Source organism: Paenibacillus sp. FSL H3-0321 (genome assembly GCF_038002865.1).
Lineage (GTDB): Bacteria > Bacillota > Bacilli > Paenibacillales > Paenibacillaceae > Paenibacillus_AQ.
In genome coordinates this window covers 542,852-567,264 of sequence record NZ_JBBODH010000001.1, presented here as the reverse complement: position 1 = coordinate 567,264, position 24,413 = coordinate 542,852, and the positions used below count along the sequence as shown (strand labels likewise).

General features: G+C 38.0%; 15 protein-coding genes. 4 read left to right on the top strand and 11 right to left on the bottom strand.

Annotation, left to right across the window (positions count from 1 at the left end):
- Positions 1–342: 342 nt before the first annotated feature.
- Genes MHI45_RS02160 through MHI45_RS02145 form a run of 4 tightly spaced genes read right to left on the bottom strand, consistent with a single transcriptional unit; the run spans position 343 to position 5,484 of the window.
- Positions 343–1,833: a TniQ family protein gene (locus MHI45_RS02160; RefSeq protein ID WP_076111095.1), complete on the bottom strand. Its 1,491-nt coding sequence runs from the start codon at positions 1,831–1,833 to the stop codon at positions 343–345.
- A 21-nt stretch (positions 1,834–1,854) separates the two neighbouring features.
- Complete coding sequence (locus MHI45_RS02155) at positions 1,855–2,823, bottom strand: ATP-binding protein (protein ID WP_076111094.1); 969 nt, start codon at positions 2,821–2,823, stop codon at positions 1,855–1,857.
- A gap of 14 nt (positions 2,824–2,837) precedes the next feature.
- Positions 2,838–4,820: a hypothetical protein gene (locus MHI45_RS02150; RefSeq protein WP_083675666.1), complete on the bottom strand. Its 1,983-nt coding sequence runs from the start codon at positions 4,818–4,820 to the stop codon at positions 2,838–2,840.
- Positions 4,798–5,484 carry a TnsA endonuclease N-terminal domain-containing protein gene (locus tag MHI45_RS02145; protein WP_076111093.1) on the bottom strand — a complete coding sequence of 229 codons (687 nt, stop codon included), beginning with the start codon at positions 5,482–5,484 and terminating at the stop codon, positions 4,798–4,800. The genes MHI45_RS02150 and MHI45_RS02145 overlap by 23 nt, the downstream gene beginning before the upstream one ends.
- 165 nt (positions 5,485–5,649) lie before the next feature.
- On the opposite strand from MHI45_RS02145, the gene MHI45_RS35085 reads away from it, so the two are divergent.
- Complete coding sequence (locus MHI45_RS35085; RefSeq protein ID WP_076111092.1) at positions 5,650–5,862, top strand: helix-turn-helix transcriptional regulator; 213 nt, start codon at positions 5,650–5,652, stop codon at positions 5,860–5,862.
- An 11-nt stretch (positions 5,863–5,873) separates the two neighbouring features.
- Here the strand turns inward: MHI45_RS35085 and MHI45_RS02140 are convergent, their stop codons facing one another.
- Positions 5,874–6,188 (bottom strand): hypothetical protein, encoded by a 315-nt coding sequence (locus MHI45_RS02140; protein ID WP_144024333.1) that lies wholly within the window; start codon positions 6,186–6,188, stop codon positions 5,874–5,876.
- A gap of 142 nt (positions 6,189–6,330) precedes the next feature.
- Here MHI45_RS02140 and MHI45_RS02135 point away from each other — a divergent pair, with 142 nt between their 5' ends.
- Both MHI45_RS02135 and ku read left to right on the top strand, forming a co-directional pair.
- Positions 6,331–6,672 carry a helix-turn-helix domain-containing protein gene (locus MHI45_RS02135; RefSeq protein ID WP_076111090.1) on the top strand — a complete coding sequence of 114 codons (342 nt, stop codon included), beginning with the start codon at positions 6,331–6,333 and terminating at the stop codon, positions 6,670–6,672.
- A gap of 90 nt (positions 6,673–6,762) precedes the next feature.
- Positions 6,763–7,584 carry a non-homologous end joining protein Ku gene (gene ku / locus MHI45_RS02130; RefSeq protein ID WP_076111089.1) on the top strand — a complete coding sequence of 274 codons (822 nt, stop codon included), beginning with the start codon at positions 6,763–6,765 and terminating at the stop codon, positions 7,582–7,584.
- 117 nt (positions 7,585–7,701) lie between these two features.
- Here ku and MHI45_RS02125 read toward each other — a convergent pair whose 3' ends face one another.
- Positions 7,702–9,375 (bottom strand): hypothetical protein, encoded by a 1,674-nt coding sequence (locus MHI45_RS02125; protein ID WP_076111088.1) that lies wholly within the window; start codon positions 9,373–9,375, stop codon positions 7,702–7,704.
- On the bottom strand, positions 9,372–9,677 hold the full coding sequence (locus MHI45_RS02120; protein WP_144024332.1) for a hypothetical protein: 306 nt from the start codon (positions 9,675–9,677) through the stop codon (positions 9,372–9,374). Before MHI45_RS02120 ends, MHI45_RS02125 begins: the two co-directional genes overlap by 4 nt.
- 375 nt (positions 9,678–10,052) lie before the next feature.
- Here MHI45_RS02120 and MHI45_RS02115 point away from each other — a divergent pair, with 375 nt between their 5' ends.
- A complete protein-coding gene (locus MHI45_RS02115) occupies positions 10,053–15,035 on the top strand; it encodes an ATP-binding protein (protein WP_144024331.1) in 4,983 nt (1,660 codons plus the stop codon).
- A gap of 181 nt (positions 15,036–15,216) precedes the next feature.
- On the opposite strand, the gene MHI45_RS02110 is transcribed toward MHI45_RS02115, so the two are convergent.
- From MHI45_RS02110 to MHI45_RS02095, 4 genes are all read right to left on the bottom strand, one after another.
- Entirely contained in the window at positions 15,217–18,762 is a 3,546-nt protein-coding gene (locus tag MHI45_RS02110) for a hypothetical protein (RefSeq protein ID WP_076111084.1), read from the bottom strand.
- A 111-nt stretch (positions 18,763–18,873) separates the two neighbouring features.
- The gene (locus tag MHI45_RS02105) at positions 18,874–19,950 is read right to left on the bottom strand and encodes a hypothetical protein (protein ID WP_076111083.1); all 1,077 of its coding nucleotides are present in this window, start codon (positions 19,948–19,950) and stop codon (positions 18,874–18,876) included.
- A 665-nt stretch (positions 19,951–20,615) separates the two neighbouring features.
- Positions 20,616–21,758 (bottom strand): DUF3800 domain-containing protein, encoded by a 1,143-nt coding sequence (locus tag MHI45_RS02100; protein WP_076111082.1) that lies wholly within the window; start codon positions 21,756–21,758, stop codon positions 20,616–20,618.
- Positions 21,759–22,812: 1,054 nt separating this feature from the next.
- On the bottom strand, positions 22,813–23,655 hold the full coding sequence (locus tag MHI45_RS02095) for a hypothetical protein (RefSeq protein ID WP_076111081.1): 843 nt from the start codon (positions 23,653–23,655) through the stop codon (positions 22,813–22,815).
- Positions 23,656–24,413: the final 758 nt, after the last annotated feature.

Genomic DNA, 24,413 nt, shown 5'->3' with positions numbered 1-24,413 from the left:
GCATTAAATAAATGAAAAGTATCATGCAGGAAAAAGAAATTAATATTCTAAAAAAATGATAAAGAGTAGTAAAATTTCATTTATATTATTACAAGCATAATAAGCCGGATCAGAAGCAAAAACGGCTTGAATTAGGCTGGTCCGGTTTATTTACTTGATACTTATTCACAAAACCCGTATTTTGTACATATGTATGTAGGTTGATATATACTCTCCCTTTTAGGACAACACAAACAAACTGTCGGTGGACAAGAACATAGTCCCTTGTAGGACAAGAACTTAGTCCCATTGCCGACAAGGCCCTCTCTTGGCCATAAAAAAACAACTCCTAATGAGTTGTTTCTAATAATCATGTTTCTTAATATAGGAACTCACGTAATTAATCAATTCATAATTTTTAGGGTAATCCATGAATATTCGTGCCGGTAAATATGATTTCATTTTTGAAATAGCTCTCTTTTTTTTTAAGCTATGATTTGGACATCGATGTTCAGGTATTTTAGTGTTAGCTGTATTCTCATAATACATCTTAAAATTTATACCTTTATCGCGCTTTCCTTTAATCTCTTGGTATTTAAAAGCAATTTTAAAATTAGCTTTTGTGCTCATGAGGATCTTATCCCAATCCGTATGTTTCTTGCCATACAGCAGAATATCGTTGGCACAGTTTAGACAGTCATAAAAAAATGCTAGACTAAATCGATATGACCATTGTTCTTGAATCCACTCCAATGTATCCTTATTAACATGTTTCCCCTTACTACTAAGAACATATTCTTCTAATAATAATTTAATGTCATCAGTTATTGCATTAGTAAGAAGCTCATATCCGTATCGTCCTCCACTTCGCGCCACAACACTACTTCGGGTATCAGAACTATAGAAACGTTCAGACTTTAAAAGTGTTTTACGCCAGTTAACATACGCATAAGCGTATGGACAAATATCAGGGAAGTCTTCCCCATCATTTTTTAGTAACTGCCAAAATTGTTTTATACAATTAGAATGGTTCCTTAGTACTTTCTTTCTTATATAGCGATCAACAGTTTGGAATGTATTCACATTATTATTATATAGCTCCTTATTAAATTGAGTAGAATAATAAAAGTCATCTATCAAGATTTTAATATTATTCTGAGTAAACGTTTTCATTGATACATATGGATGAAAATCGGAAAGTATATTTAGGCTCGCAGATTCAGGAGAAAATAAAGTTCGGATTCCTTCAAAATTAAAGGTTTTGGATAACCAGAGTAAAGTTGCTGGATCCACTATCTTAAATTTTGTATCCCAATTTTCCCATAGTATATTTGAAAAATCAGCAAATTGAAATCCGCATTTACAGGAAAAAGCGTTTCCAAAAAATCGGTTGGAAAATATGAAGGGAATATTCATCTCACATTTTGGACAGGTCTCTTTTAATTTTGTATTGTGAAAAGGACAATAATCCAATAATTTAAATTGATGTAACCAGCTATGATGTCCGTATGAAATGCACTCGCTACACCATCGTAGATGTTTAGAAAACCAGGATGTGACTGGATATCGATGGCTATGTAGAGGAATTGTCAGTGAGTGTAAGGATTGTTGAGTAAACTTTACTAAGTTCACTTCAAAAATCGTTTCTAAGATCGTCTCGTCAAAGCTTTTAAGGGAGAATAGATCAATTTTTCGTTCATCTTTTTTTGGATTGTTTTTATTTTTCTCAAAACTATTTGCAGCAAATTTAAAAATATTGCCTCTGCTTATACGATTAGCAAAAGATAATTTCTCGAATATGGACCAAGGAGTCTCGTATTCATGAATCCATTCGTTTCTCCAAATTGCTTGCATCAATATTCCCCCTAGATCAATTTAAACAAGAGCCATGTAGATCTCTGACTCTACATAACCCGACATTTCAATGGCTTCCCTCCACTGCGCTTTATTAATCCAGTAATGTTGATCACCATGTATCCCGTACTTTTTTAAAGCATTTTCAATGGTAAAAGAGAAATATTCCATAGGAATTTCTAAGGCTGCAGAAACCCCATGTTCTTTTCTCAAATCCGCAAATAGCTCAAATAACATTTTTGCTTCGCTCTCCAATCTTTCCTTCTTTTTATAACCTTCTGGAAAAAAATATTGACTGAAGCTACACCCGCTTGCTTCAGGATAACAAGAGATTTCTGGTGAATCATAGCCGCTTAATATCAGCTGCATATCTTCCCAGGTTCTTATTCCATGAAAGTCATGTTCATGTGTCATAAAACGACCAATAATTTGAGATCTCTTTTGCTCCAGAAAAAAGGTTCTTCTTGAAAGTAGTTCTTCTTGGCCAACAGAAATAACAGTCATTGAAATTTTTTTCTGGACAAGCGCATTATAAATATCCATCAACCAATTATAATGTGCCTCTGTGAGCCGGTGTGCTTCGTCAATGATGAGAACCAAACGCCGTAGCTTTGATTTTTCTGCTTTTTCAAGCATGAAATTAACAACCTGTCTCCGTAATTCTGATGAATTTCGTTTTGATATAAAGGGAAATTTAAAGTCGCTAAGTAGATCTGAGTAGAATTTTTCCTCACTTGGTACACGGTATGAATTACAGTTGGCATAAAGAATAGGCAGTGGTGCATCAAAATTTGTAGGTAAATGATCGATGGCAAAACGTAAAGCCCATGTCTTTCCTATTCTCGGTCTTCCGTAAACGATCATTCCTGGAAGACGATTGTTTACGATTCTGGTCATACTGCCCATTAGGCGTAAAACTTCCTTCGTCGGTATGATATAGTCACCTGTCTCAATCGGGTGTGTGCCTATCTGTATTTGAGGTCTCTCCATGACAATCCCCTTACTTATAGTTTCGTTTTGTACAGCTTCATTAAGTCTTTATATTCGGTGTACTCCCTATCGGTTTGTTCTTTTTTGGTATGTTCCCTTGCTCTCTCAAGCGCTGCATTGCGCTCCTCTACCCTCTCTAAAGCCTCTGTCTGGCCCTCAGGTTCATTGATCGTTGTTCGCTTGCGAGTTGATTCTTTAACCTGCGTGACCGTGTTTGCAGCTCCTCGCTTTCCCTTAGTTGCGTTAATTCGTAGGTACTCAGTATAAACAAATATTGGATCGTCCCAAGTAGTAAGATAAATCAAGCGCTGACGGACTAAAGAGTTTATTGCCTTTCGTATCTGTAATGAATGCGGAGTAATAGACCATTTACCCGCTGCAGCAAGATAATCAAATTCACTCCCGTCTGGCAAAAATGTTCTAATCGTTCGTAGATCGTCAACATTAACATGAAGGATGAGTTCTTTGTTTAGAAGGTGAGCTGATTGGCCAAGTTTGTCACTTCTATACTCCACACCTTGAAACTGAATGTATGGTTTTTTTCCAGATTTTAACGATCCTCTAATCGTTGCTGTCTTTGTCACTTGCATAAATAACACCTCTTTGCGGAGTTCTTCTTCTAATTGTCTCGGTAATAGTCCAGCATTCAAACGTTTTCCAAGTAGTTCCAGAGGTGTTTGGTGATAAATCCCACCGTGCGGCTTTCCATTGTAATCAGATATAAGGATATCTATGAGTTGTTTTAAATGATCAAAGCTCATCTTGTATTTAACAGCGTTCTTTTCGGGATCTGTTCTCCGTGGATCGTCTGGATTACTGCCCGTAGTATTTGGAAGCCGGTGAAATCCTGTTTCTTCTAAAATTTTAAAAAAGCGCTCGATAATCCCTCTTCTCATTGGTAAAGCAACAGGTCCTAAATTAATATCACATCCAATAAGATGTTTAAGTCGATCCTGTACTAAATTGGCTAAGTGCGATTTTGCATTATCAAAATAAATCATATCCCAAACGGCCCAGGCAGTTGATGATGGATACACTTCAGAAGGAAATCCACCCGTTTGATTGTATTTGAGACCTTCAATTGAAACCGTGACCTTTTCATGTGGAATCACAGTGTTTCGAAAACAATGCATTACATCAACTGCACTATATTCTTTATTCAAGCTAATGGCATAACCCAATACAACTCTTGTAGCCACATCAATTAGTGTTAATATCCAAAAGCGGTCAAGCACAATTGGAATCAGGTCACCTTCTGGCGTCATGACTTCGATTATAAAAAAGCCGTCAATACGATGAGCATCAAATTGTACTTTTTGATATGGATGCAATGTTGAAGGGTGATTTTGTTCGCCTTCTCCTGTATGTTTAGCTTTAGTAATCGCATCTTGTCCATATCGGGTCCTGTTTTTCCCAAAATACATGAAGCTTAATTTGGTTACGTATCTTTGAAGAGCCTTAAATCCCAAATGGTCAGTGTTAAAGGGGTATTGATGTAATGGAATTCCTAAAGTTCGGCATGTGTCTATAAATTTTTTATGAATATGATGGGGTTTCATGGCAGGTTCTAAAGAGCGACGGTGATTCCCCAGAAACAGATCTTTAATTAAGTCCTGAAGCGGCGGGTACGTTTCCAGTAAAAGCTTAAATTCACCGGTTTTTCTGCTTGGATTTTTCTTTTTACTTGATAGATTAAGTTGATAGGGCTTTACCTTCTTTTGCGGAATTAATGCTCTAAAGCCCCAAACAAGACCATCATCTGAGATTAAGATGCAGCGGTGTATAAGCCTTCGGAGATTTTTGGGATGAACTCCTGTTTGTTCATGAATTCTCTTAAGTCCAATTCCTTTAAAGTAAAGTACTACCGCATTTTTTCGATTTACATAAACGTTTCTCTCCTCTTCAGATAAAAGCAGCTCATCCACAACAGGCCATAACTCAGGATTCATTTGCTCTGGAAGTAAATGTGGGTTTTCAACTATCTTTGTCCGGCTCAACCTTCGACACCTCCATATCCAAATTCAAAATCGCTGAATCAATATCAGCTTTAAGTCTTCCTTGATAGTAAAGCCAATAACAAGCTAAAAACACATCGTAAACTCTTAGCTTCATCAGTTTGTTACATAGATGCTTTAAGCTTATCTTTTCATAAGCAATACATTCAGCAACATCCTGAAGAAAGCATGGTGTTTTCTGGTTTGTAATGCTCTTTAGAATTTTTATGCGATTTTCTATGGCAAATGGGCCTGTACGGATATTTTTCTCGGTTCTTACTTCATGTTGTACATTATTCAGCCGGCACCATTCTTTCTGAGCTTCAATTTGTCGCATAGTCACATCGTACTTCCTGCTGGTTGGTTTCAGGTCTTTTTCATATTTCACTTCAACAAAAATCCGGTTGCCATTCTTGTGAAGCTCACACATATCGAAAATTGTTTTATGCCGTTTATCATTTAGAACATACGTGATCTCTAATGGTTGTTCACAATATTCGATCACATCTGGAGTAGTCTCGATTCTCACCCAATGGTCGTATTCTAAGTCGCTATAAAGAATGACATCTCTATCTACTTTAGGCCCTATACTGTTCCAGTAATTGTTTCCATACTTCTTACTTCTAGGCATTACAATTGGTGAATACGGTAATTGACGATGTTTCATGAAATGTTTCGTTCCTTAACATTTAGGATTTTATACTTCTGTATTGCCTTTTTATTTATTTTTTAATCCAAGGTATGGTTGTTGCATAAATGTTAAACGAAGAGTTCTATATCTCTCGTATTCTGTCAATACTAGAGTTAATAGATTGTGAGAGGAGGTTTTTTTATGTATAGAACATCATGTTATAGGGAAATTGGAAGTCTAATACGCACTTACAGAGAACAACTTGGATTAACTCAAGAAGCATTATCACTAAGCATTCGTCTCTCCAGACCAACCATTACTAACATCGAGGCTGGCCGGCAACATGTAAAAATTCATTACTTGTATCGAATCGCTGATGCTCTTAAAATTTCTATACATGACTTACTGCCTTAACTTAGTGCATACTACTCTTTCCTGTATAGTTGCAGCCTGCTCTTCAGAGACTGGACTGTTTCAAAGTATTTCTTTTCAATCTCTGGATCAATCTTTTGATCGCTCAAACTAATTGCAGAAGCAGTTATGACTTGATATGGATGTAGTATATATATTTCCGAAACATCGATAGGGTCAAATAAAATCGGTATCCTCCACTCCCCTTCTATGATGACCCTTTCAAACCAACCAAGCTGAATTATTTTAGCGTTTGTGTAGTATAAATCATTAAAGTTAATCCCTTTGGCAGTTATCACTGCAACACCTAATTTCAGACTCCCTATCATTTGCATCTCTATCACCTCACTAACTACTATTACCAAATATCGATTTAATAATACGCATACATATCATTTAATATAAATGACTTATATACATGAATGTATCGCTTCTTCCCCATTGTTTACACTTACATCAAGAGGTGTAACAATGGAAACTTCCGTAATGAAAAAAATAGGTCAACGTGTCCGAGACATCCGGAAATCTAAAGGTCTGTCACAAGAACAGCTGGGTGAAAAAGCCGGCTTTCATTTTTCATACATAGGCGGTGTCGAAAGAGCGGAGAAAAATATTACTTTAACCAATTTAATAAAAATTGCCGATGCTTTAGAGGTTCCTATAATTGAACTGTTCTCTTATACAAGACATCAAAAATCTGTGCTAAATGAAAAAGACATAATGTTAAATCAATTGGTCGATGTCTTGATGGGATTAAAGAAAAGTGATTTACGCAAGGTCCAACTATTTTTAGATGAGTTTTTTGAAAAATAGTATTTTTAACCGCAATCTACACCAGGGTTGCGGTTTATTTGTCTTTAAATATGGGAATGAATTCCTAATAAATATTAGGAGGGATTTTCTATGCATACCATATGGAAAGGTGCAATCAGTTTTGGGCTTGTACATGTGCCCGTCAAACTCTATGCAGCCACCGAGGAAAAAGACATCGCTTTGCAATTGCTTCATCGCAATTGTCATGGGTCAATTAAAAACCAAAGGTTTTGCCCCTCTTGTGGGACTTCCGTGGAACAGGAGGCAATTATTAAGGGCTATCCGATTGATACCAATCAATATGTTACTTTCGAGAAAGAAGAATTGGATAAGATACAAGAAGAGTCCAGCAAGAGGATTAACATCATTGATTTCATTAAAGAAGATCAAATCGACCTGATGTTTACGCAGAAGGCTTATTTCCTTGGTCCGGATACTCATGGGAGTAATGCCTATTACCTGTTCCTAAAGGCTCTGGAAACATCCAAACGATTGGCAATAGGCAAACTTACGCTCCGATCTAACACTAAGCTATGTATAATGAAACCTCTTAATGGGAATTGCATTCAGCTGGCCACCATGCATTATGCAAATGAGATTCGTTCAATAACTAATGTCCCCAATTTACTAAGCAGTAATATTGTTGAGGAGAGCCAATTGAAGTTGGCTTTGCAGATTGTGAAGGGGATGTCAGGAAAGTCAGATGTGGCCTCCCTCTCCAGTCCTGAGCAAGAAAGACTTTTAGCAGCCATTCAGTCTAAGATTGCTGGTCAGCAAATCATCTCTAAACCAGCACAAGAGGCTGAGGTTGTAATCGATTTGTTGGAAGCACTTCAGAAGAGTGTTAAGATGAGTAAAGTCAAATCAAAACCAAGACAAACTACTCAGAAGAGTGAGGAAAAGTTGGGGTGAAATGAAAAGAGTTCGCTGGCTGAGGTGTACTACCATAAATCTAAAACGGCACGGGGAACAGCCCTGTGCCGTTTGTTTGACAGTCTGCCGTTAATACACGAATACTCCGCTGTTACATTAAACTCTTAATACCCGGTTACCTGGAAATATTGGGCTTGGATATAGGAGTTCCTTTACTTTATGCATCGATGCTGATCCACCTGTGTTCTCCAAAAACACACCCGGAATCCCATCCCCGCAAAACCGCGCATTTTCTTTTCCGAATATTTCAATAACAGAAGTGATTGTGCGTATAAACGAGTCCTGTGGTGCATCCTTTCTTAATTTATCTAGGAAGCTATCTATTTGATCTTTGCCAATCCATCCATCGGTCGGAATAGCACTTTTTCCAACAGCAGAACAGAATATCCCTTTCCCTCTGTTCTTTCTGGCTGACAGCAAGCTTCGATAGATAACATCATCGCTCGGTAATGAATACCCCATTAGGACCACATGCTGTGTTCTCTCCAGAGAAACTCTCATGTCCCGCTGTATTTCTTCAACGAAAGAGGGATGCTCGCCTTTAAAATTGCTTTGCATAACAAGCGGAACATGTTGAGCCTCAGTTATGGTCCCACAGAAGGTACACTGAATTGCATCACTTCTTCCATTATCCTGCGCGTTTTTCTCTTGAAGTGATTTTACTTCATACCCGAAGCTGAGAGAAGGCAGCGGTAATGGAGGAAACAGGGTTGCCGTATCCAGTCCCCATTCACCGCCCATATACATTGTCAGCTTCCCACAATTGGGGCACTCCCGCCAACCCGAGCAACCATGAGGAAAATAATATTTCCCTACACGTACTCTTCTGGAAGTTATGTGGTCCTGATCGTTCATTCTTTGTACAACAGTTTCATTGAACGGATACCAGACCTGTGGGGTGTTGCCATCAATTTTGCGAACGCCCATAAAATGGCCCATATCATGGAATAGCTTAAGGGGCATAGGTGGCTCCCCTATAACCGGAGGTGACGCTCCATTGTTATGATTATTGTGTACATTGAATAACAACCACAGCAGAATCGGATCCCAGTTCATCGATATAATCGAATGGCTGAATAAATAGAAGGATCGCTCTTGTAGTTTATCCGGTACGTCCTTGTAGAAATCAAATCCTTCTTCTATCATTAACTGATAAAGTACTTCAGCAAAAGACTCGTAATTCTTAATCAGGTCCCTTTTTTCGGTAATAGCAAATTGAAAGTCCAAGGTATGCATAAGAATCGTCAGCATTTTCAAGGAATTACGGGCACCAATCATTCGGTTGAACGGAATAAAAGAAGCATCCACTTCATCCGGAACATAGAACCCCTGCCGGTTCAAAATATGCATGTCAAGAATATTGAATAGATCCTGCAGTTGAAACTCTTCTTTCGTATTGCCTGGGCAGATCTGAATAATGCGGTACAGTGTATTCCAGTCGTATGTACTCCTTAATTCCTCAAGCCGGGTTCGCTGCTGATCCTCGTTCAATAACGGAAATTGTCGACGGATGGACTCTATTGCCTCTGTACTTGTATCTGGATCACCCAGTATATTTAACAGATCGACTACGGCCTCCAGCCATACTGGTTTATCATCATATCCGATAGATTTCTTCACCCGGTCGGTTAAAGTAACATCTTTTTGTGCAAGCAGGTAAAAAGATTCACTAAGTTTCTGCGTGGTCCGCATCCCTATAGAAGCAGTAGCCCCTGCACCCCAGAATACAGCAGTTTCCGGCCATATCGGTGTATAATCAAGTATTGTCATTTCGAGTCCCTAACGCAGATTCTCGTAATTTTATTCATACTTTCCACCGTAAACTCTGCCGCAATATGCTTGAAATACAGTTCTGTTGCAAAAGCTTCTAGGTCTGGGGAAAGGGAAAAATTTGTGGTTTTGAGGCTTAATTCGATTGATATATTACTCGCTTCATCCGCAGTATAAAACAAATTGAATTTCGCCTCAGCATCATCCGGAAGCTTAAACGAGTATTGAGGTAAGCTAGATAAGGTGATCTTCATTTGAGCACCTTCTTTTTCCAGTATTCTTATTATGGCTATTGTTTTCACATTCATCTTCCTCTCTTTTGGGGAATTATTCATCATTACTGTTAGATGAAAGATTCCACACGCAGAATTAAAATCCTTTTTTCCACATCATTTAATGAGAGAACAACAAAATATCGTTTTGTAAAGGCCGCTTTACTATTTGTCGCTTCTCCTGATGATGGCACATTGCTCTCTCAGATTGTCAGAAAAGCTCAATCACCGAGGTTGAATAGTCTATGACAGTCGGACGCTAAGCATAACCCTCAGAATGCATTGCAGCCACAGAGTGTTCCCCCCGGGCAGAACAAGAAGTGTCGTATTAAGCATATTATTCCAATGTAAAGTATAGTAAAATTAATGCATGTTCAAATAATTGTCAGATAGACATATTAACTTTTGGAGGTAGTTTTTCTGAGCCACTTACACTCAATATCTGGCTGTGAGAATGAAGAACGTCAAGCAGATGTCATATTCGTCCATGGACTTGGTGGAGATGCGATTGATACTTGGCGCCATGCTAACAATTCTGAATACTACTGGCCTAGTTGGATTGGCCAAGATTTTCCTGAAGTTGGAGTGTGGTCTCTCGGGTATGCAGCTTCTATTTCGAAATGGCCTCGTTTTCGTAAATGGTTCCCAAAAAGTAAGCGTGAGTCTGGATATGCTATGGCACTTCCAGATCGCGCACGACAAGTGTTGGATTTAATGGTACAGCATAATCTTGGACCAAGGCCAATAATGTTCGTATGTCATAGTTTAGGCGGTCTTCTCACCAAGCAGATTCTTAGAATGGCATCTGATGAAGGAGATAACTCTCCAGAACGGTTAGTATTTGAAAGTACTCGTGCTGTTCTTTTTCTTGCAACACCTCACCAAGGTGCAGATCTCGCTACACTAGTAGCAAAGTTTCGTCTTGCGTTCCCTACATTGGCTATCGAAGATTTAAAAGCGCATAATGCACATTTACGTGATCTTTTCGAATGGTATCGTAACCACGTAGATGAATCAATAAAAACGCGAACTTACTATGAGTCTCGGCGTGTAAAAGATGCGCTTTTAATTGTGAACCCCTCTTCTTCCCATCCTGGCGTAGGGGCGAACCCTATCCCTCTTGATGAAGATCATCTGTCCATAGCAAAGCCAGTCAATCGAAATTCACAAGTATACACCGCTACAAAGATGCTTTTACAAGAGTGTTTGATAGATCCTCCAATTTTTCAAGGGTATCGTAAGGATATCGAAGTTCTCTCGAAGCAAACTAAAGCCACACTAACGGATTTAAGTGAGTTATCGATACTGCGCGTTGGTAAAGGTGAGATAAAGGTTATCCGGAGATGTGTTCATGAAATTCGAGATCAAATCGAAGAGCAATCAATAGTAGTTGTTGGTGAACCTGGGACCGGTAAGTCAGGTGTACTATACGACCTGGTCAACGCATTAATAGAAGAAGGTCGAGATACTGTATTCCTTGCAGTAGATCACATTACTGCTAAAACGCATTCCGAACTAAAAGAACAACTTGGGATAAATCATGAACTAGAAGAAGTGCTTACAAATTGGAATGGAGATAAACCTGCATTTCTAATAATTGATGCTCTTGATGCTGCACGTTCTGAACAGACTGTGCATTTACTTACGACTTTATTAGCTAGAGTAGTTCGGAGAAACGACCGATGGAATGTAATCACTTCTATTCGCAAGTTTGATCTGCGGCATAACCGGGAAATACGCAATATATTTTCTGGCCAACCGCCCATTGAGGAGTATTGTGATTTTGAACTTAAAAATACATGTCACGTGCAAATTCCTGAATTTTCAGATGAAGAATTAAGTATAGTTTCTCAGCAATCTCTGTTGTTGCAAACTCTAATTGAGACAGCGGACGAAACAATGAAGCAATTGTTACATGTACCGTTTAATTTACGTCTCATGGGTGAGCTAATCGGTGAAGGTACATCAATTGTGCACCTAACTCCTATCAGGACACAACTAGAATTACTAGATCGATATTGGGAAGAACGAATAATACAGCCCCATGATGGTCGTCGTGATGCTCGAGAAGATATTCTTCGATATGCAGTTTCCTATATGGTGAAGCACCGGACACTTCGCGTTCCACGAGGTTTTGCAGCTACTCCAGAGTCAACCCGCGAGCTTGATCAAATACTTAGCAAGCATGTGTTGATTGAATGGCAGCCTTCACTTACATTTTCTCCGGATTCTTCAAATTTAACGTTCGCACATCATGTTTTATTTGATTATGCGGTGGAACGAATGTTAATACGCAGCCAAGTTGATGTTACACAAATGTTGGCTTCTGATCCGAACCTCGTCTTGATTATTCGCCCGAGTTTCGATATGCACTTCCAGCATGTTTGGTCTCAAGATCACTCGCGTTCGCATTTTTGGAACTTGGTCTTCCGTTTTATGAAGAGTGTTAATATTCCCGAAATAGCTAAATTAGTTGGTCCTGTTACAGCAGCAAGATTTAGTGTGAGCATGTCTGATTTGTCGCCAGTGATTCAAGGAATTGAATGCATGCCGACTAAAAGTATTGGAGAAGAAGCATTGCTTCATACCGTAAGAGCATTGTCTGCATTGGAATCTACGGAATTTACAAATCTTTTAACTGGTAAAACAGCATCACCCTGGGCAGAATTAGTTGAGCATTTAAGTAAACAGCTCTCTGACAAAAATGAATATATTATTCGTATTCTACTTTCTTTACTGTGTAAGCATTTAACGAATCTTACAACAAAACAGTTGGAACACGTTGGTGCTGCATCTAGAAATTATTTGGATTATGTCTGGTCGCGAGAAAACAGCTTGGAAGGGTTGGTAACACTTGCAATTCCCTGGGTGTGTCAGACCTATCATAGCAATATAATTGAGTCCAGCAGTCTATTAAAGCGAGTACTTCAAAAGGAACGACTTAGTAATTTTGGATATTTGGAAATACCTTGGTTGGCGTACAATGTCAAAAATATCATGAATTATGACCCTGCCTTTGTAAAGGAGCTATATATTTCTGCTTTCAGCTATATTGAAGATAGTAAAGACACTACCACCCTTGGTGGAAGTAAAATTCTTTCTTTGAGATCGAACCGTAGACAAGACTACGAAAGTGGATTGTACCAACTTGCGGAGGATTTTACGCATTTTATTGAAATAGCCCCCATAGAGGCAATCACCGCACTAATTACAATTGTTGAAAACCATGTTTTAACAAAGCAAATCTATCTTAGTGTGGACGAACTACAAGATAATTTTCTTGTAGATGGAATCAATGCAATTATATATGCGGATAATAGCTATATTTGGGATACCGGGATCCATTCTCCCGGAGATGAAATTAACAATATGCTTGACGCTTTTCAAGCTTATTTAACAGGTTTGAGCAAAGATCTGAGTAAGATTGGGAACTTACAGCAGATAGTAATCATCTTTATTAAACATAACCGTATGGCAGTTTTATGGAGACGATTGCTCATCAGTGGAACATATTCACCCTCAACTCTTGGCCTAGAAATTCGTTTCTTAGGTTGGACACTACCTGTTTTAAAATGCCAAGATACAAGTAATGTAGTAGGAGATTACCTCGGGGCTGTATATAGTTACTTGTCTCTAGAAGACCGACAAAAGATCGAATTCATTATCCATTCAATTCCTTCTACTCTTGAAAGTGAAAACTTGCTTCAAGGAGAACGTATACGCGATCGTCTTCTGAAGAAACTACCGCTTGAGTATGTCTGCACTTCTGATACTAGAGAGCGTATTTCGGAACTCAACTTATTTGAAAAGGCCGATACAGAAAGTCCGGATTTTCCTATTTGGGAATCAAGTGAATATAGTTCAAGGGATTATTTAGCTGATGAAGGAGTTCCAGTAGATGAAGCTGCAAATCTTCGAATTCAAGAATTGGAGCTGCCAGTCAAATTATTTTGTGAAGAGCATCGTAACTCTCACCCCACATTAGAGGCTGTTAAGCTAATATTGCCCAATTTACGCGAACTTTGGGAAGCCCTCTCAAATGCTGAAACTGATGGGGTACATCCTAAACAGCATAATCACTCTTGGGGGTATTTGGCAGAAGCTTGTTCCAGAGCTACCAAATGCGGAGATATAAATTATGATGAGGAGATGGGGAAATTCCTTCTCTCTGTTTTACTAGCAGCCTCACAAAATCCGGAGCCTATGAGCAGTTCACATGACGATCAGTTTGATGAAACTCCTAGCTGGGGTAAGCCGGCTGCACGTATTGATGCTGCTGAAGCTTTGACAGAACTTGCCCGCTTCCAGTCTTTTGCGACACCTGGTTTGTTAGCCATTATGGAGGAACTCATAATTGATCCAGTGCCAGCTGTGCGTTATCAAGTGACAATTCGGCTATTAAATCTCTACAGTACTGCTAACTCCTTTATGTGGGGGTTAATTGATCGTGTAGTAAATGAGGAAACGAATCGCGGAGTTCTCCATGGCCTTGTTCAAGGTGTGCTTACTCGATTGACAGCAAGATATCCTGATAAGATTAATGCACTTGCAGGGATAATTTATGATCGAACCGCTCCGGGTAATCGCCTTCGCCACTCATGTATAGATATTTTTGAGCGACTATATATTTTTTATAATCATTCCGACGCTAGAGTGAAGATCCAAAATCTCATTCTAAACCCTTTAACAAACACCAATGAAAGCCGATATTTTGTGGTTCAACTACGAGATGCATTCATTAGCGGTTTTAAGGAACAGCGGTATACAAAAACAGAATATGCCTCCATACGGAAAAGAAGCTGGGATATCCTATTGCAAATTCTGCAAGAAGTTAAGGTTGAGTGTCAGAGCTTAGTAGAACAAGCACCAAAAGATGATGTGTTGTCTAAAGAACTTCAGCAAAAACACTCTGATATTATTGAAATCGTTGATGCCGCTAATATGGCAGTTTACTTTTCCTCAGGTGCTCACGATAAAAAAAATGGCGAAGATGGCTCGGTTTCTAATTCCTTTGATTTCGAGAGGGTGAAAGTTTTCTTTACTGAAGCAGATAAAGTACTTGATGAATTGGCTGATTTCTCTATTCCTGGAGTCACTCATCACTTGCTTCAAACGCTAGAGTTTTTAGTACCAGTGGATCCAGTTGCAATTTTCATGCGTATCGTGCGAACAATTCGAGTTGGCCAAAGTGGAGAGTATCAATTAGAGTCGATGGGAGCGGACCTGCTTGTCAGACTCATAGAGCGGTATATGGCAGAATATCGTATAGTCTTCCGTGACAATCCTGATTGTCTTCAATCGTTAATAGAGGTACTCGATATATTTGTTAAAGCAGGCTGGTCTAGTGCACAGAGATTGACTTATCGAATGGAAGAAATTTTTAGATAACATAAAGATAGAAGCTCTTCAATTGAAGCTTATACATTCTCTCTTCACCTAATAGAAGTTGTAGGGAAATAATAATTAATATGGCCTACACAAACAAATATTTAATTGTGTTTGTGTAGGCCAAGTAAAAATAAATTACAGAGCTCAATTATAATGAAATCATCAATTTTTGTAGCGAGTTCTATTCATAATTAATTATTCCATTTTCTTGAATAATACGTTGTGCCTCATTCTCATATGTTGCTGATAATTGTCTAAGGGTTACTGCGAAACGTTGGTAGCCTAAATTCTCAACATCTTCAGCCTTTTGCTTATACTGCATAGAAAGCTCTAATTCAGGTTTTGCCGTAGGATCTACCCAATGTACACCACGTGAATTAAAAGCTCCCGAGCTATATCCACTCCTCATATCTTGCACTTCCCTATGATTCAATTCTTTTGCTACAATATGATTTATCCATAAACCATCAGGGTCTGAAGGGGCATAATTCAGCACTTCACCTACTTTAACCAGTGCTATTTCTAGATGGCCAGACTCTGTACTCAATTCTTTAACTCGCTGAAGCCAATCAGAGAATAATGCACCATCAAAACCTCCGTTCTTTTGTGTACCTGGAACCACACTCCAATTTCGAAGTAAGTGCCATGCATTATCAACAATTGCTTTTTTCTGCTCAGTTAAATCAAGTACAATATTGCTTTTATTAGAGCGATAAACCAACTCAATAATTTCACAGAAAAAATCAGGGTCACTGGCAAGTGTAAACTCAAGCGTTTTAGGTTTCCCTCTATTATATCTGTCTAAAAGCTTTAAGTACGCCCACTCCAGATTAAATAGATCAGCCTGCGGAATTTCAGATGAATTCTGAAGTACTTTAATTAATTCTACGATATTAGAAGAATTCATTAGATAGGATGCTTCAGAGGAAGAAAGTGCTGACATTAGAGCAGTTACACATTGATTGAGATTAAGCGTTTTCTGCTGATGAAGTATAGTATGCAAACAGTTAATAGCGGCATACGGTCTTCCATAAACTAATAGCTTTTCTATAGCAAATTCTAAATCTCCTCTTACAACGTATGGATTGAAATCAACATTTGTCCAATATTCAACTTCTGAGTTTTTTAACCACTGTGATGCTCGAACCCATACCTCATTTGTAAAAGGCAAAAAGCTTAAAAATTTCGCGATTTGCTTAGTACTCCAACTGTCTTTATCAATGACATCCACCCAAGCCCATCCGTAAGTAAATTGGCGGCGCCAGATGTAACCTCTAACAAAGCTAATATATATATCATCATCGGAATCTAAATATTGAGGGAATAAAGTTGCTTCTACTTTTGCTTCATCAAAACTCCCCAAAGCCTCCCCTACCTTTATGGGTGATTGTACTTCTTTAACAAACTGTATTATTTTAGCTACTCCATACAAATCAAGGATTTCTTTAATTACTTCTTTTCGTTTTTCATCCAACTTTCCGATTTGCTCATCCCAATCATCTCTATCATCGAAAAGATCATAATCATTTTCAGCAAACAAATGCCGATAAAGCTTAAGCGGATGAACTGGGGCGAGTTTTGATGCAACTACTTCAATTAATGAAAGGAGGTCATCTTTTAATGACCACTCTGCATCAACAAAGGAACGATGCTTATTTATAAAAATTAGAAGCTTATCCCATAAAGGAAATCTTTCATCTTCCGAAAGCGCTAGAATTTCCTCTGAAGAAAGTACATTAAGCAGCTGATCAAACGCACTTCTGGGAAGATTGTTTAAAAGTTCAATAGCTACTATTAGTTTCGTTGTATCTAATCCTGCCATCGAAATAAGCATCTCGGCATAAAACGAAACTTGCTCCCAATATTCAATTTGGGTAACGTCATTTTTCCATTCTTCCGGGATGATTTTTCGCCATTTGGGCTTGTAAGTCCCTCCTGAAGTTGTCTGTTGATCTGGAAGTAGTTCAATAACTAGTTGCCATGAAACATCTGGACGTTCATTAGATAGTAATCGTACAGCTGCTTTTCGCTTCTTAATTGGAGCAGTTGTTTGAGGAAACCATGGTAATAAAATTGTCGATAGTGAGTTATGAGGCCGGTTTCCTGAATTACCGCCAGGATCAAAGGTAGCTAATTCGCCAAGGATAGCACAAACTCTTATTAAATATTTTTCATCCCAAGCTAACGCTTCTAATGCCCACAACAAGCCAGTCAAATAATTGTTTCCAGTTATACCTTGACTCTCTTGTAAAAAAAGCTCTGCCAGCGGACAAGGATTAGCAAGCAATGCATTCTCTACTGAATACAAAAACTCTTCAGGAACAGCTTCTGCCAAAATCGGTAGTAAGTTATTTAAACTCCCCCAAAGTTCCCACTTCAAATACTCATGGAATATTCCACGAATAGATAAGATTGCTGTTACATTAGCCTTATCAAAAGAGCAATTAATTAATGCATCACTTCTATTCCCGAGAAGCGCCAAACTATCTGCTAAGTTTCTTCTCAAGATAGAAGAATAAGTAAAAACTTTCCCGTATATATTTGCTGCAAATCTATTTTCCGGAGGCAGTTCAAACGCAGGATTTTTCTCCGTTAATACTTTTACAATTATTTGAGTAAAGGTATCAAGATCACTATCATAGATATGTGATCCGAGTGCATCCCATAATGAGACTCGATCAGAATCAGAAATTTTCCAAAGACCATTTTTCAGTGAAAGCGGACTATCTTTTATTTGAAGTAATTCTCTGGCTTTTATTATAAAATCAGCGTAGTTGTTATTAAATAATAAATTTATAATATCAATATCTGCTTCATTCTTTTCTTCCCAAGCTCCAATTAAATTTACTAGTGCAATAACACGTGCGTAAGTATTTTTGCTCCAGTCAATATTCGATTCCTCAGGTGATATTATCAAGTCTGCTGGTATGTAGGTAAGACTTGGTTCTTTAAAAACATCTTTTAAATCTTCTGGTATTCTAGCAAGAGTAATTGTTCCTGCATTCTGGTTCCAAGTTTGAACAAAATCAACAATACGCGCCCAAATAAATTGTGGGTTCGCTTTTTGGTACTGAGAAATATGTGAATGGAGTAAGGATAGTACAACGCCTTCTTCGTTCCCAAGATCATAGCCCAATACATAAAAATGATTTAAAAAAGCATACAAATCAATCTCCGAAACTTCCTGATTATTATTCGCTAACTTTAGATGATGCTTGAATACCTTTAATTTCTCTTCACTTTTTGGTGGGCTGAAATTTGTTCTAGTTACTTGTCTCTCAAATTCATCAATATTTTTAGTGCATTTAGCCTGATTTAACAGCCATTGAATACTATGAAAATCCGTTGCATTAAGTGGTCCACAGATCAAAGCAATAGTATCTTTCCCTTTTGTAAAGATTTTAGGGTTATTAAAATCAAGCCATGCTGCTCGGATCACTTCTGAAAACACAGCGTTTTCTTTAGTTATGTTTATTCTATGCTTAATCTGTCCGTGTAATTTCCGCTTCTCTCTATGATCTGGATTTTGAACAATGACAATTAAGTCATCTGTATTAAATCCATCGATTCTACCTTGCAATTTTATTTCTGTTATTGGCCAATGAGGTAAGCAAGGCATGACTCCTCCAGTTAGCATCAAAGCAACAAAAGAAGCTTGAACATGTGCTTCAAAATGTCCCCCTCCATTACCGGTAGAAAAAGGATTACTGAGTTGCTTCTCTTTCATAATACCCCGTCCTTTGTATACTATTGGAAAAGATACAGAACTTAAAGTATTTCTCATCATGCCCATGAGTTAATACTATTGGATTAGTCCATAGTGCACATTTATTCACGCCTATTCGCTAAATACCTCTTCAATAAGATTGCCTTTGAAAGCATCAAGAATAAGGTCGGGATCATCAAAAAAGTGTAGTATCATCTTTGCCCAATCTAATACGCTAATTTCGCCTTCAACGAGCCATTGCTTAACATGCAAATTTGCATGGGCATTTATTTGCTGATTTACCCGTACTTTATATTTTTCGTTGTTATAAAAATTAAATGACCCATCTATATGGACAAATTTATTAGTTAATGGATTGAATATAGAATGGAGATACCTCGTTACAAACAATTGATTTTCTTCTCTTCCATGAATGTCCCAAAGCTCTTCGACTTCAATCCATCGTTCCGAGTCCTTTCGATGGGAAATTCTGAATTGAACTTTTTTCATAGTTTCCGGATTATATACGCAAAAGAATTCACTGGTTCCAGAATGGATAGGGAACTGGATGTTGTCTAAGTTGATTTCTCTCCCTTGATACACCTCAAAAAAGAAGCGCATGAATGGTTTGTAGTGTTCCTTTTGTAAAGCTATTGTCTGGTCTAGCCTCAATGAAACGGTATTATTGTTTGTCATTTGCTCAGTTAAAAGCATAATGAGTGGTGGTGGTGTTGCTGCGTCCCTTCTCGCCCCATATAACGGACTGTAATAAAAAAATTGCTTTCCATGAAAAACACCTTGATGATTGGCAGAACTTTTATCATTAAGCAGCACGACTCCGTATTTTGAATCTGCATCATCTGGAAGTGTTTCAAGAGGAACGGTGAAAATTTCGTAGATATCAAGTGTCTTATTTAAAAAACTTAGTATAACCAGTTCAGTCTCTATGCTTGTCTCGTCCAGTAAATAAGCAAGATATGGATCAATATTCCATAAATATTCAGCAACATCTTTTCTTAATATGTTATTTTGCTCCATTAATTTATGAATTTCATCAAATGCTGGTTGAATGAGATCTCTATAGCCAATATCATCAAGATATTCGCGCTTCTGGGGAACTTCATAGTATGCCATCCCCATTGAAAATAGGAAATAAATTGCTTTTTTTATTTCAATCTTTTGTTTTAAACTCTCAATAAAGTCAATCACGGTCACTCTCCCCCTTTATATAAATAGAATGAACCAAATTAGTGTATCTTTTCTTGCTCATCGCTTTTTAAAACAACACTATTTGCTCAGTTGCTGTTCGTATACTTCTTCGGAAAAGCCCCATTCCGTTCCATGGACTAAAATGAAATCTTCAAATGTTAAAATTTTCATTTCTCGATGACCAAATACATCTCCTAGAGAATTTCTTTTTCCTTTATTAAATTTGAACATAAATCAATTGTTTCTTGATTCGTCGATGTATTCGTAACTTCACGCCGATAATAGTTTGATGGGTAGCTGTCTTTTATTATACTCAAGGTGGTAACACCCTCTTGTTATACCGCCCTTCCCAGTTTCCCTGCGCCCACTGCGCCTGGCTATTCTCCATTAATACCGGTCCACCCGTTTAGGCTACAATGCCCTACGATCCGGCGGGCGGCTGGCCGTTGAAAGTTCTCTTATACAGTCTTAACAAATTGTGGAGGGTCACAAGTATTACAAATCATGTTCTATATTTTCCCGTTCAACCAGAGAGGTCAATGTTTAGTATGATATTTAATAAAAGCAGCGGAAGTTCAAGATTTGATAATTAACTCTTAGACTCCCGCTGTTGTCAAAGTAAACAAATCGTGAAAATTATTATACTTATTCCTTTTGAAAATTTATTATTTATTCAAAGCTAAAGGGAACTCTGCATCGATAATTCTTAAATGATCCTCACTTGAAAATTCAGCATTTTGGAATATTGCTGATAAAAAATCTGTTAGAAACTGATATTCTCCATATAGGTTCCATAATTTTATTCCCACGTCATTGAACATATCATATAAATGTGCCAAGAACTGAAAAACAATTATAGAATTATCATCAATTCTCTTCTTTGTAGCAATTTCTTGAAAAGTTTTTGAAACAAATCCACAGAGCAAATCGGCTGCCTGAATGAGTATTTCGTCTTTAGAATTCAGTAACGTCAATGAATCTATATGTGGAAAATTTGATAAAAAAGGTTTACTATCGGTTCCAAAGATTGACGGAATGGCTTTGTGCAAAAATTTTGATCTCAAATCATTGAAAACATCATCATAATTTCTTAAATTATCATGATATACAGACACATATGATTTTTGCATAGCTGAATAGAATTCAATATTTTTCAGTAGTTCTATCAACATTGTGCCTGTAAGAGCAATATGCCTCATTCTAGTACCGTTGCTTGTTAAAGCTTCAAATTCTTTAATCATCTTTGATAAATTTTCATCGGATAAGCTTTTTAATGTATCAGCAACTTTTTCTTGATTTTGATCCTGAAAAATCTGAATAAGTTGCTCATTGATCTTTTTCATTAAATCTATTGTAACAGTACCGTTTTTAATTAAAGTTGAGAAATTCTGCATGACTTGCTCATCTTGAAATATGCATACTGCAAGAGCTTTTTTAAGTTCTACAGGACGGCTTAAATAATCATTTACATTGGGATTGTAGTCACAATCAAAAAAAGTTTCCACTATCTTTGCTGCTATCATAAACTTTTTATCTGTTACACCAAAAAACGGGAGGAATCCGAATTCGATCACTAACTTCTTAAAAAGATTATAGAAACGGTACGTTCCACTTTTGCCTTTCAGAAAACTTTTCGCCTTTAGTTCTGAACCCTGTATTGAAGCAAGAATGCCATTCAAATAATTTACAGCCTCTTCTTTTCTATCATCTGGTACAAGCCAACCTCCATACACAAAGTATGGTTGAGTTTTGTCGTCCCAATTAGTTCCGGTATTTCCGCTTTCATCAATATAAAACGAAGCGTTCACTGTAATCTCTCATTTATTATTCTAATAGTCGTTGCTATACATAAAAAAATATAAATTTTTTCCCGCATATAATAATAGTCTTTCTAAAATTCATCCTAAGTGACTTTCATCTCAGAAGTGAACTTTAATGTCTCTAATTTTTTAGCTACCGAATATTGTAAATATCCTTTGCGTAACGATAACCAGACTTTGTTTTATCAACATAAATAGGTCTGATAAACTTTTTATGTTGGTGATAATAAGTAACTTCTTTTTCAATCTCTACAATCGACGGACTCTTTGGGACTAGCTTGAGATCAACAGCTATATTAATTTAATTCGGGGCGATGCGGAAAATTTGGACTCCCGGCAATACTCTATTCATATGAATCCGCTTCTTTTCAATTACTCAGTGACTGAAAAGTATCTCTCCTCTACAGAAATTCGACTTCTAAGCTTAATATCAACTTTGATCAGCTCATCTATGCGTTTGGCTTAGTTTGAGATGATAATCTAATCGGCAATAGTACCATGTTCTTGACCTTTTTCGGCAAAGGGATCAAGTTCTTATCCTGCGAAAAGCACAAGAACTTGATCCCTTAAAATAGAAAACCCGCGTGAGGTACGGGTTTTAATAGGACAGAACCATAGCCTTTTTTGACAGAAGTAACTCTGCCATAGGGTGTCCACTGTCGGGAAAGGATCAGTTCCACCGCAGAAACCGTATCTGGAAAAGCTCCTGCAGGCCCATGAAACGCAAATATTAAGTAGGCTTATTTCCGTGCTAACGACAAGATATCCGCCCGGCGCAGTCAGGCTAACCATCATAAGACGCCGGACTGAGCGCAGGCAAGCGGCTCCGGAAGAGCCCCTTCAATGCTACTCTACATATCATCAACCAGCGCCGCTGTACGCTGTAGTGCCCTCCTAAAGCTAAATCCTCTAAAATTTCTATTTTTCTGTTGCCTGAATAAACGCCTGACTTGGACATAGAAATAGAAAAAACTCACATTCAAGTTGTTGGTTTATTTAATCACCCAGCGGCGTTCTGAGTACTCTTTTTGGGCCGCAAAAATTAATCTGTTTCTTCGCTATCCTCTGATGGATCTTCATCTAGAGCAAAATCGGCTAAGAGTGTCTGGCTTGGAATTGTATAGTAGAATTCTCGTTCATCGCCATAAATAACGTCATCTTCAATGTTCAGGCTGTTAATCCATCGAACGATAATTTTTCGATCATGCCGATTTTGAATGGCATATTCAATATCGCTTTCAAAAGCCGGTATCGAAAAATTGTCCATAGTTTTCGAGAACATGTCATTGATTATATAAGTATTTTTGAAATGCGGATCGTGATTGGTAGTCTTCCCGATGAATAAATGGTAACCGCTAATATACCTACCATCCGTCCCAACTTGCAAGATAATGACCTTTCCGATGGTGTTACCCATCAACTTGGCATCCACAAAAAAACGATGGTAATACTTCATCAGCACATGCCTAAAGTCGTGTTCCTTTAAAATATCAGCTATGTCTTCCCACGACCAAACGATCACCTGCATTTGATTGGTCGAAAGCACTGCGGCAGCCTGCTGCAATTGGGTATCTCGTTTCGCAGTAGTGGCAATAATATAGGTGCTGATGGCTGGATTAAATCCTGCTGTACCAGCTACTTCTTTTGTAACATCTTGAATGGTCAGTTTCTTTCCAAACTCTTTCACCTTACACTGAACACCAACCCATTCCAATGTATCCTTATCACGGCCAAACACATCAATCGAATTCTGCGCCTGTCCACGGGTGCCGTTCAGTAGCACCCCATCCGGGCTTTTTAAACGTACCCGCATTATATCTTTGAGCAAATTTTCAAAGACTTTTTCATCCTCGATCGGCGGTAGTTGATGACTGTCAACGTTCATCTAGATCTCACTCCACATATTTTGTCGTATATGAAGTCCCCTGTCATTGCTCGGCTTTCAACTAATAAAACGTTGATTCATAGTTAGAACAGAGTCCTTCCAAACCTATCGGTGAACAGCCTCCGGGGGGGCGCCGGCAGGTTAAAATATACTACATTCTCCTTTTTATCAAATAAAAAAAGAATTTGATCAAATAGCACCCAAGAATTTACTTCCACCAGATAGCGTTATCCCAAGAAGGGTCTTGTCTATTGATTGCTTCAATAATTCGTTTTGCAACCGCCGACAGTATGTCGTACTCGTCGCTTGTACAATATTGCTTAATCTGTTCCATCAGTTTGAGGAAAAAGATCCCGAAGAGATCACTTTCGTCACATGGAGAATCGCCCTATAGGTTAAGGCTATGAAAGCGATAACAGGCAGGTAAAGGCACTCTAATGAGCTATTGCTTCCTTCGTTACCTCAACTGGACAACATCAATACATTGGACTACCTAACAACTGTTCAGTATCGCCAAGAAGCCCTTAAAAAGGTTGTCTGATTTACTGTTGACAATCCATCTTTGTTTTTCATTCATATCAAGTCCCCCTTCCGTCTTAACAATAATAGTTGCAAATATACGTGCTTCAACAAAGTGGGACAATGATTAACAGCAATTATAGTTACAAAATTTTGAGTTGAAAACCTGAAGAGTACTAGTTATTCCCTGGGCAAAGCAATCTGTGCTGGCGAAGTTCAGTTGGCGTACACGGCACATG

Coding starts and splice junctions, on each gene's coding strand:
- MHI45_RS02160 (WP_076111095.1), bottom strand. CDS start 1,833: ATGCAAGCAATTTGGAGAAACGAATGGATTCATGAATACGAGACTCCT.
- MHI45_RS02155 (WP_076111094.1), bottom strand. CDS start 2,823: ATGGAGAGACCTCAAATACAGATAGGCACACACCCGATTGAGACAGGT.
- MHI45_RS02145 (WP_076111093.1), bottom strand. CDS start 5,484: ATGAAACATCGTCAATTACCGTATTCACCAATTGTAATGCCTAGAAGT.
- MHI45_RS35085 (WP_076111092.1), top strand. CDS start 5,650: ATGTATAGAACATCATGTTATAGGGAAATTGGAAGTCTAATACGCACT.
- MHI45_RS02140 (WP_144024333.1), bottom strand. CDS start 6,188: ATGATAGGGAGTCTGAAATTAGGTGTTGCAGTGATAACTGCCAAAGGG.
- MHI45_RS02135 (WP_076111090.1), top strand. CDS start 6,331: ATGGAAACTTCCGTAATGAAAAAAATAGGTCAACGTGTCCGAGACATC.
- ku (WP_076111089.1), top strand. CDS start 6,763: ATGCATACCATATGGAAAGGTGCAATCAGTTTTGGGCTTGTACATGTG.
- MHI45_RS02125 (WP_076111088.1), bottom strand. CDS start 9,375: ATGACAATACTTGATTATACACCGATATGGCCGGAAACTGCTGTATTC.
- MHI45_RS02110 (WP_076111084.1), bottom strand. CDS start 18,762: ATGAAAGAGAAGCAACTCAGTAATCCTTTTTCTACCGGTAATGGAGGG.
- MHI45_RS02095 (WP_076111081.1), bottom strand. CDS start 23,655: ATGAACGTTGACAGTCATCAACTACCGCCGATCGAGGATGAAAAAGTC.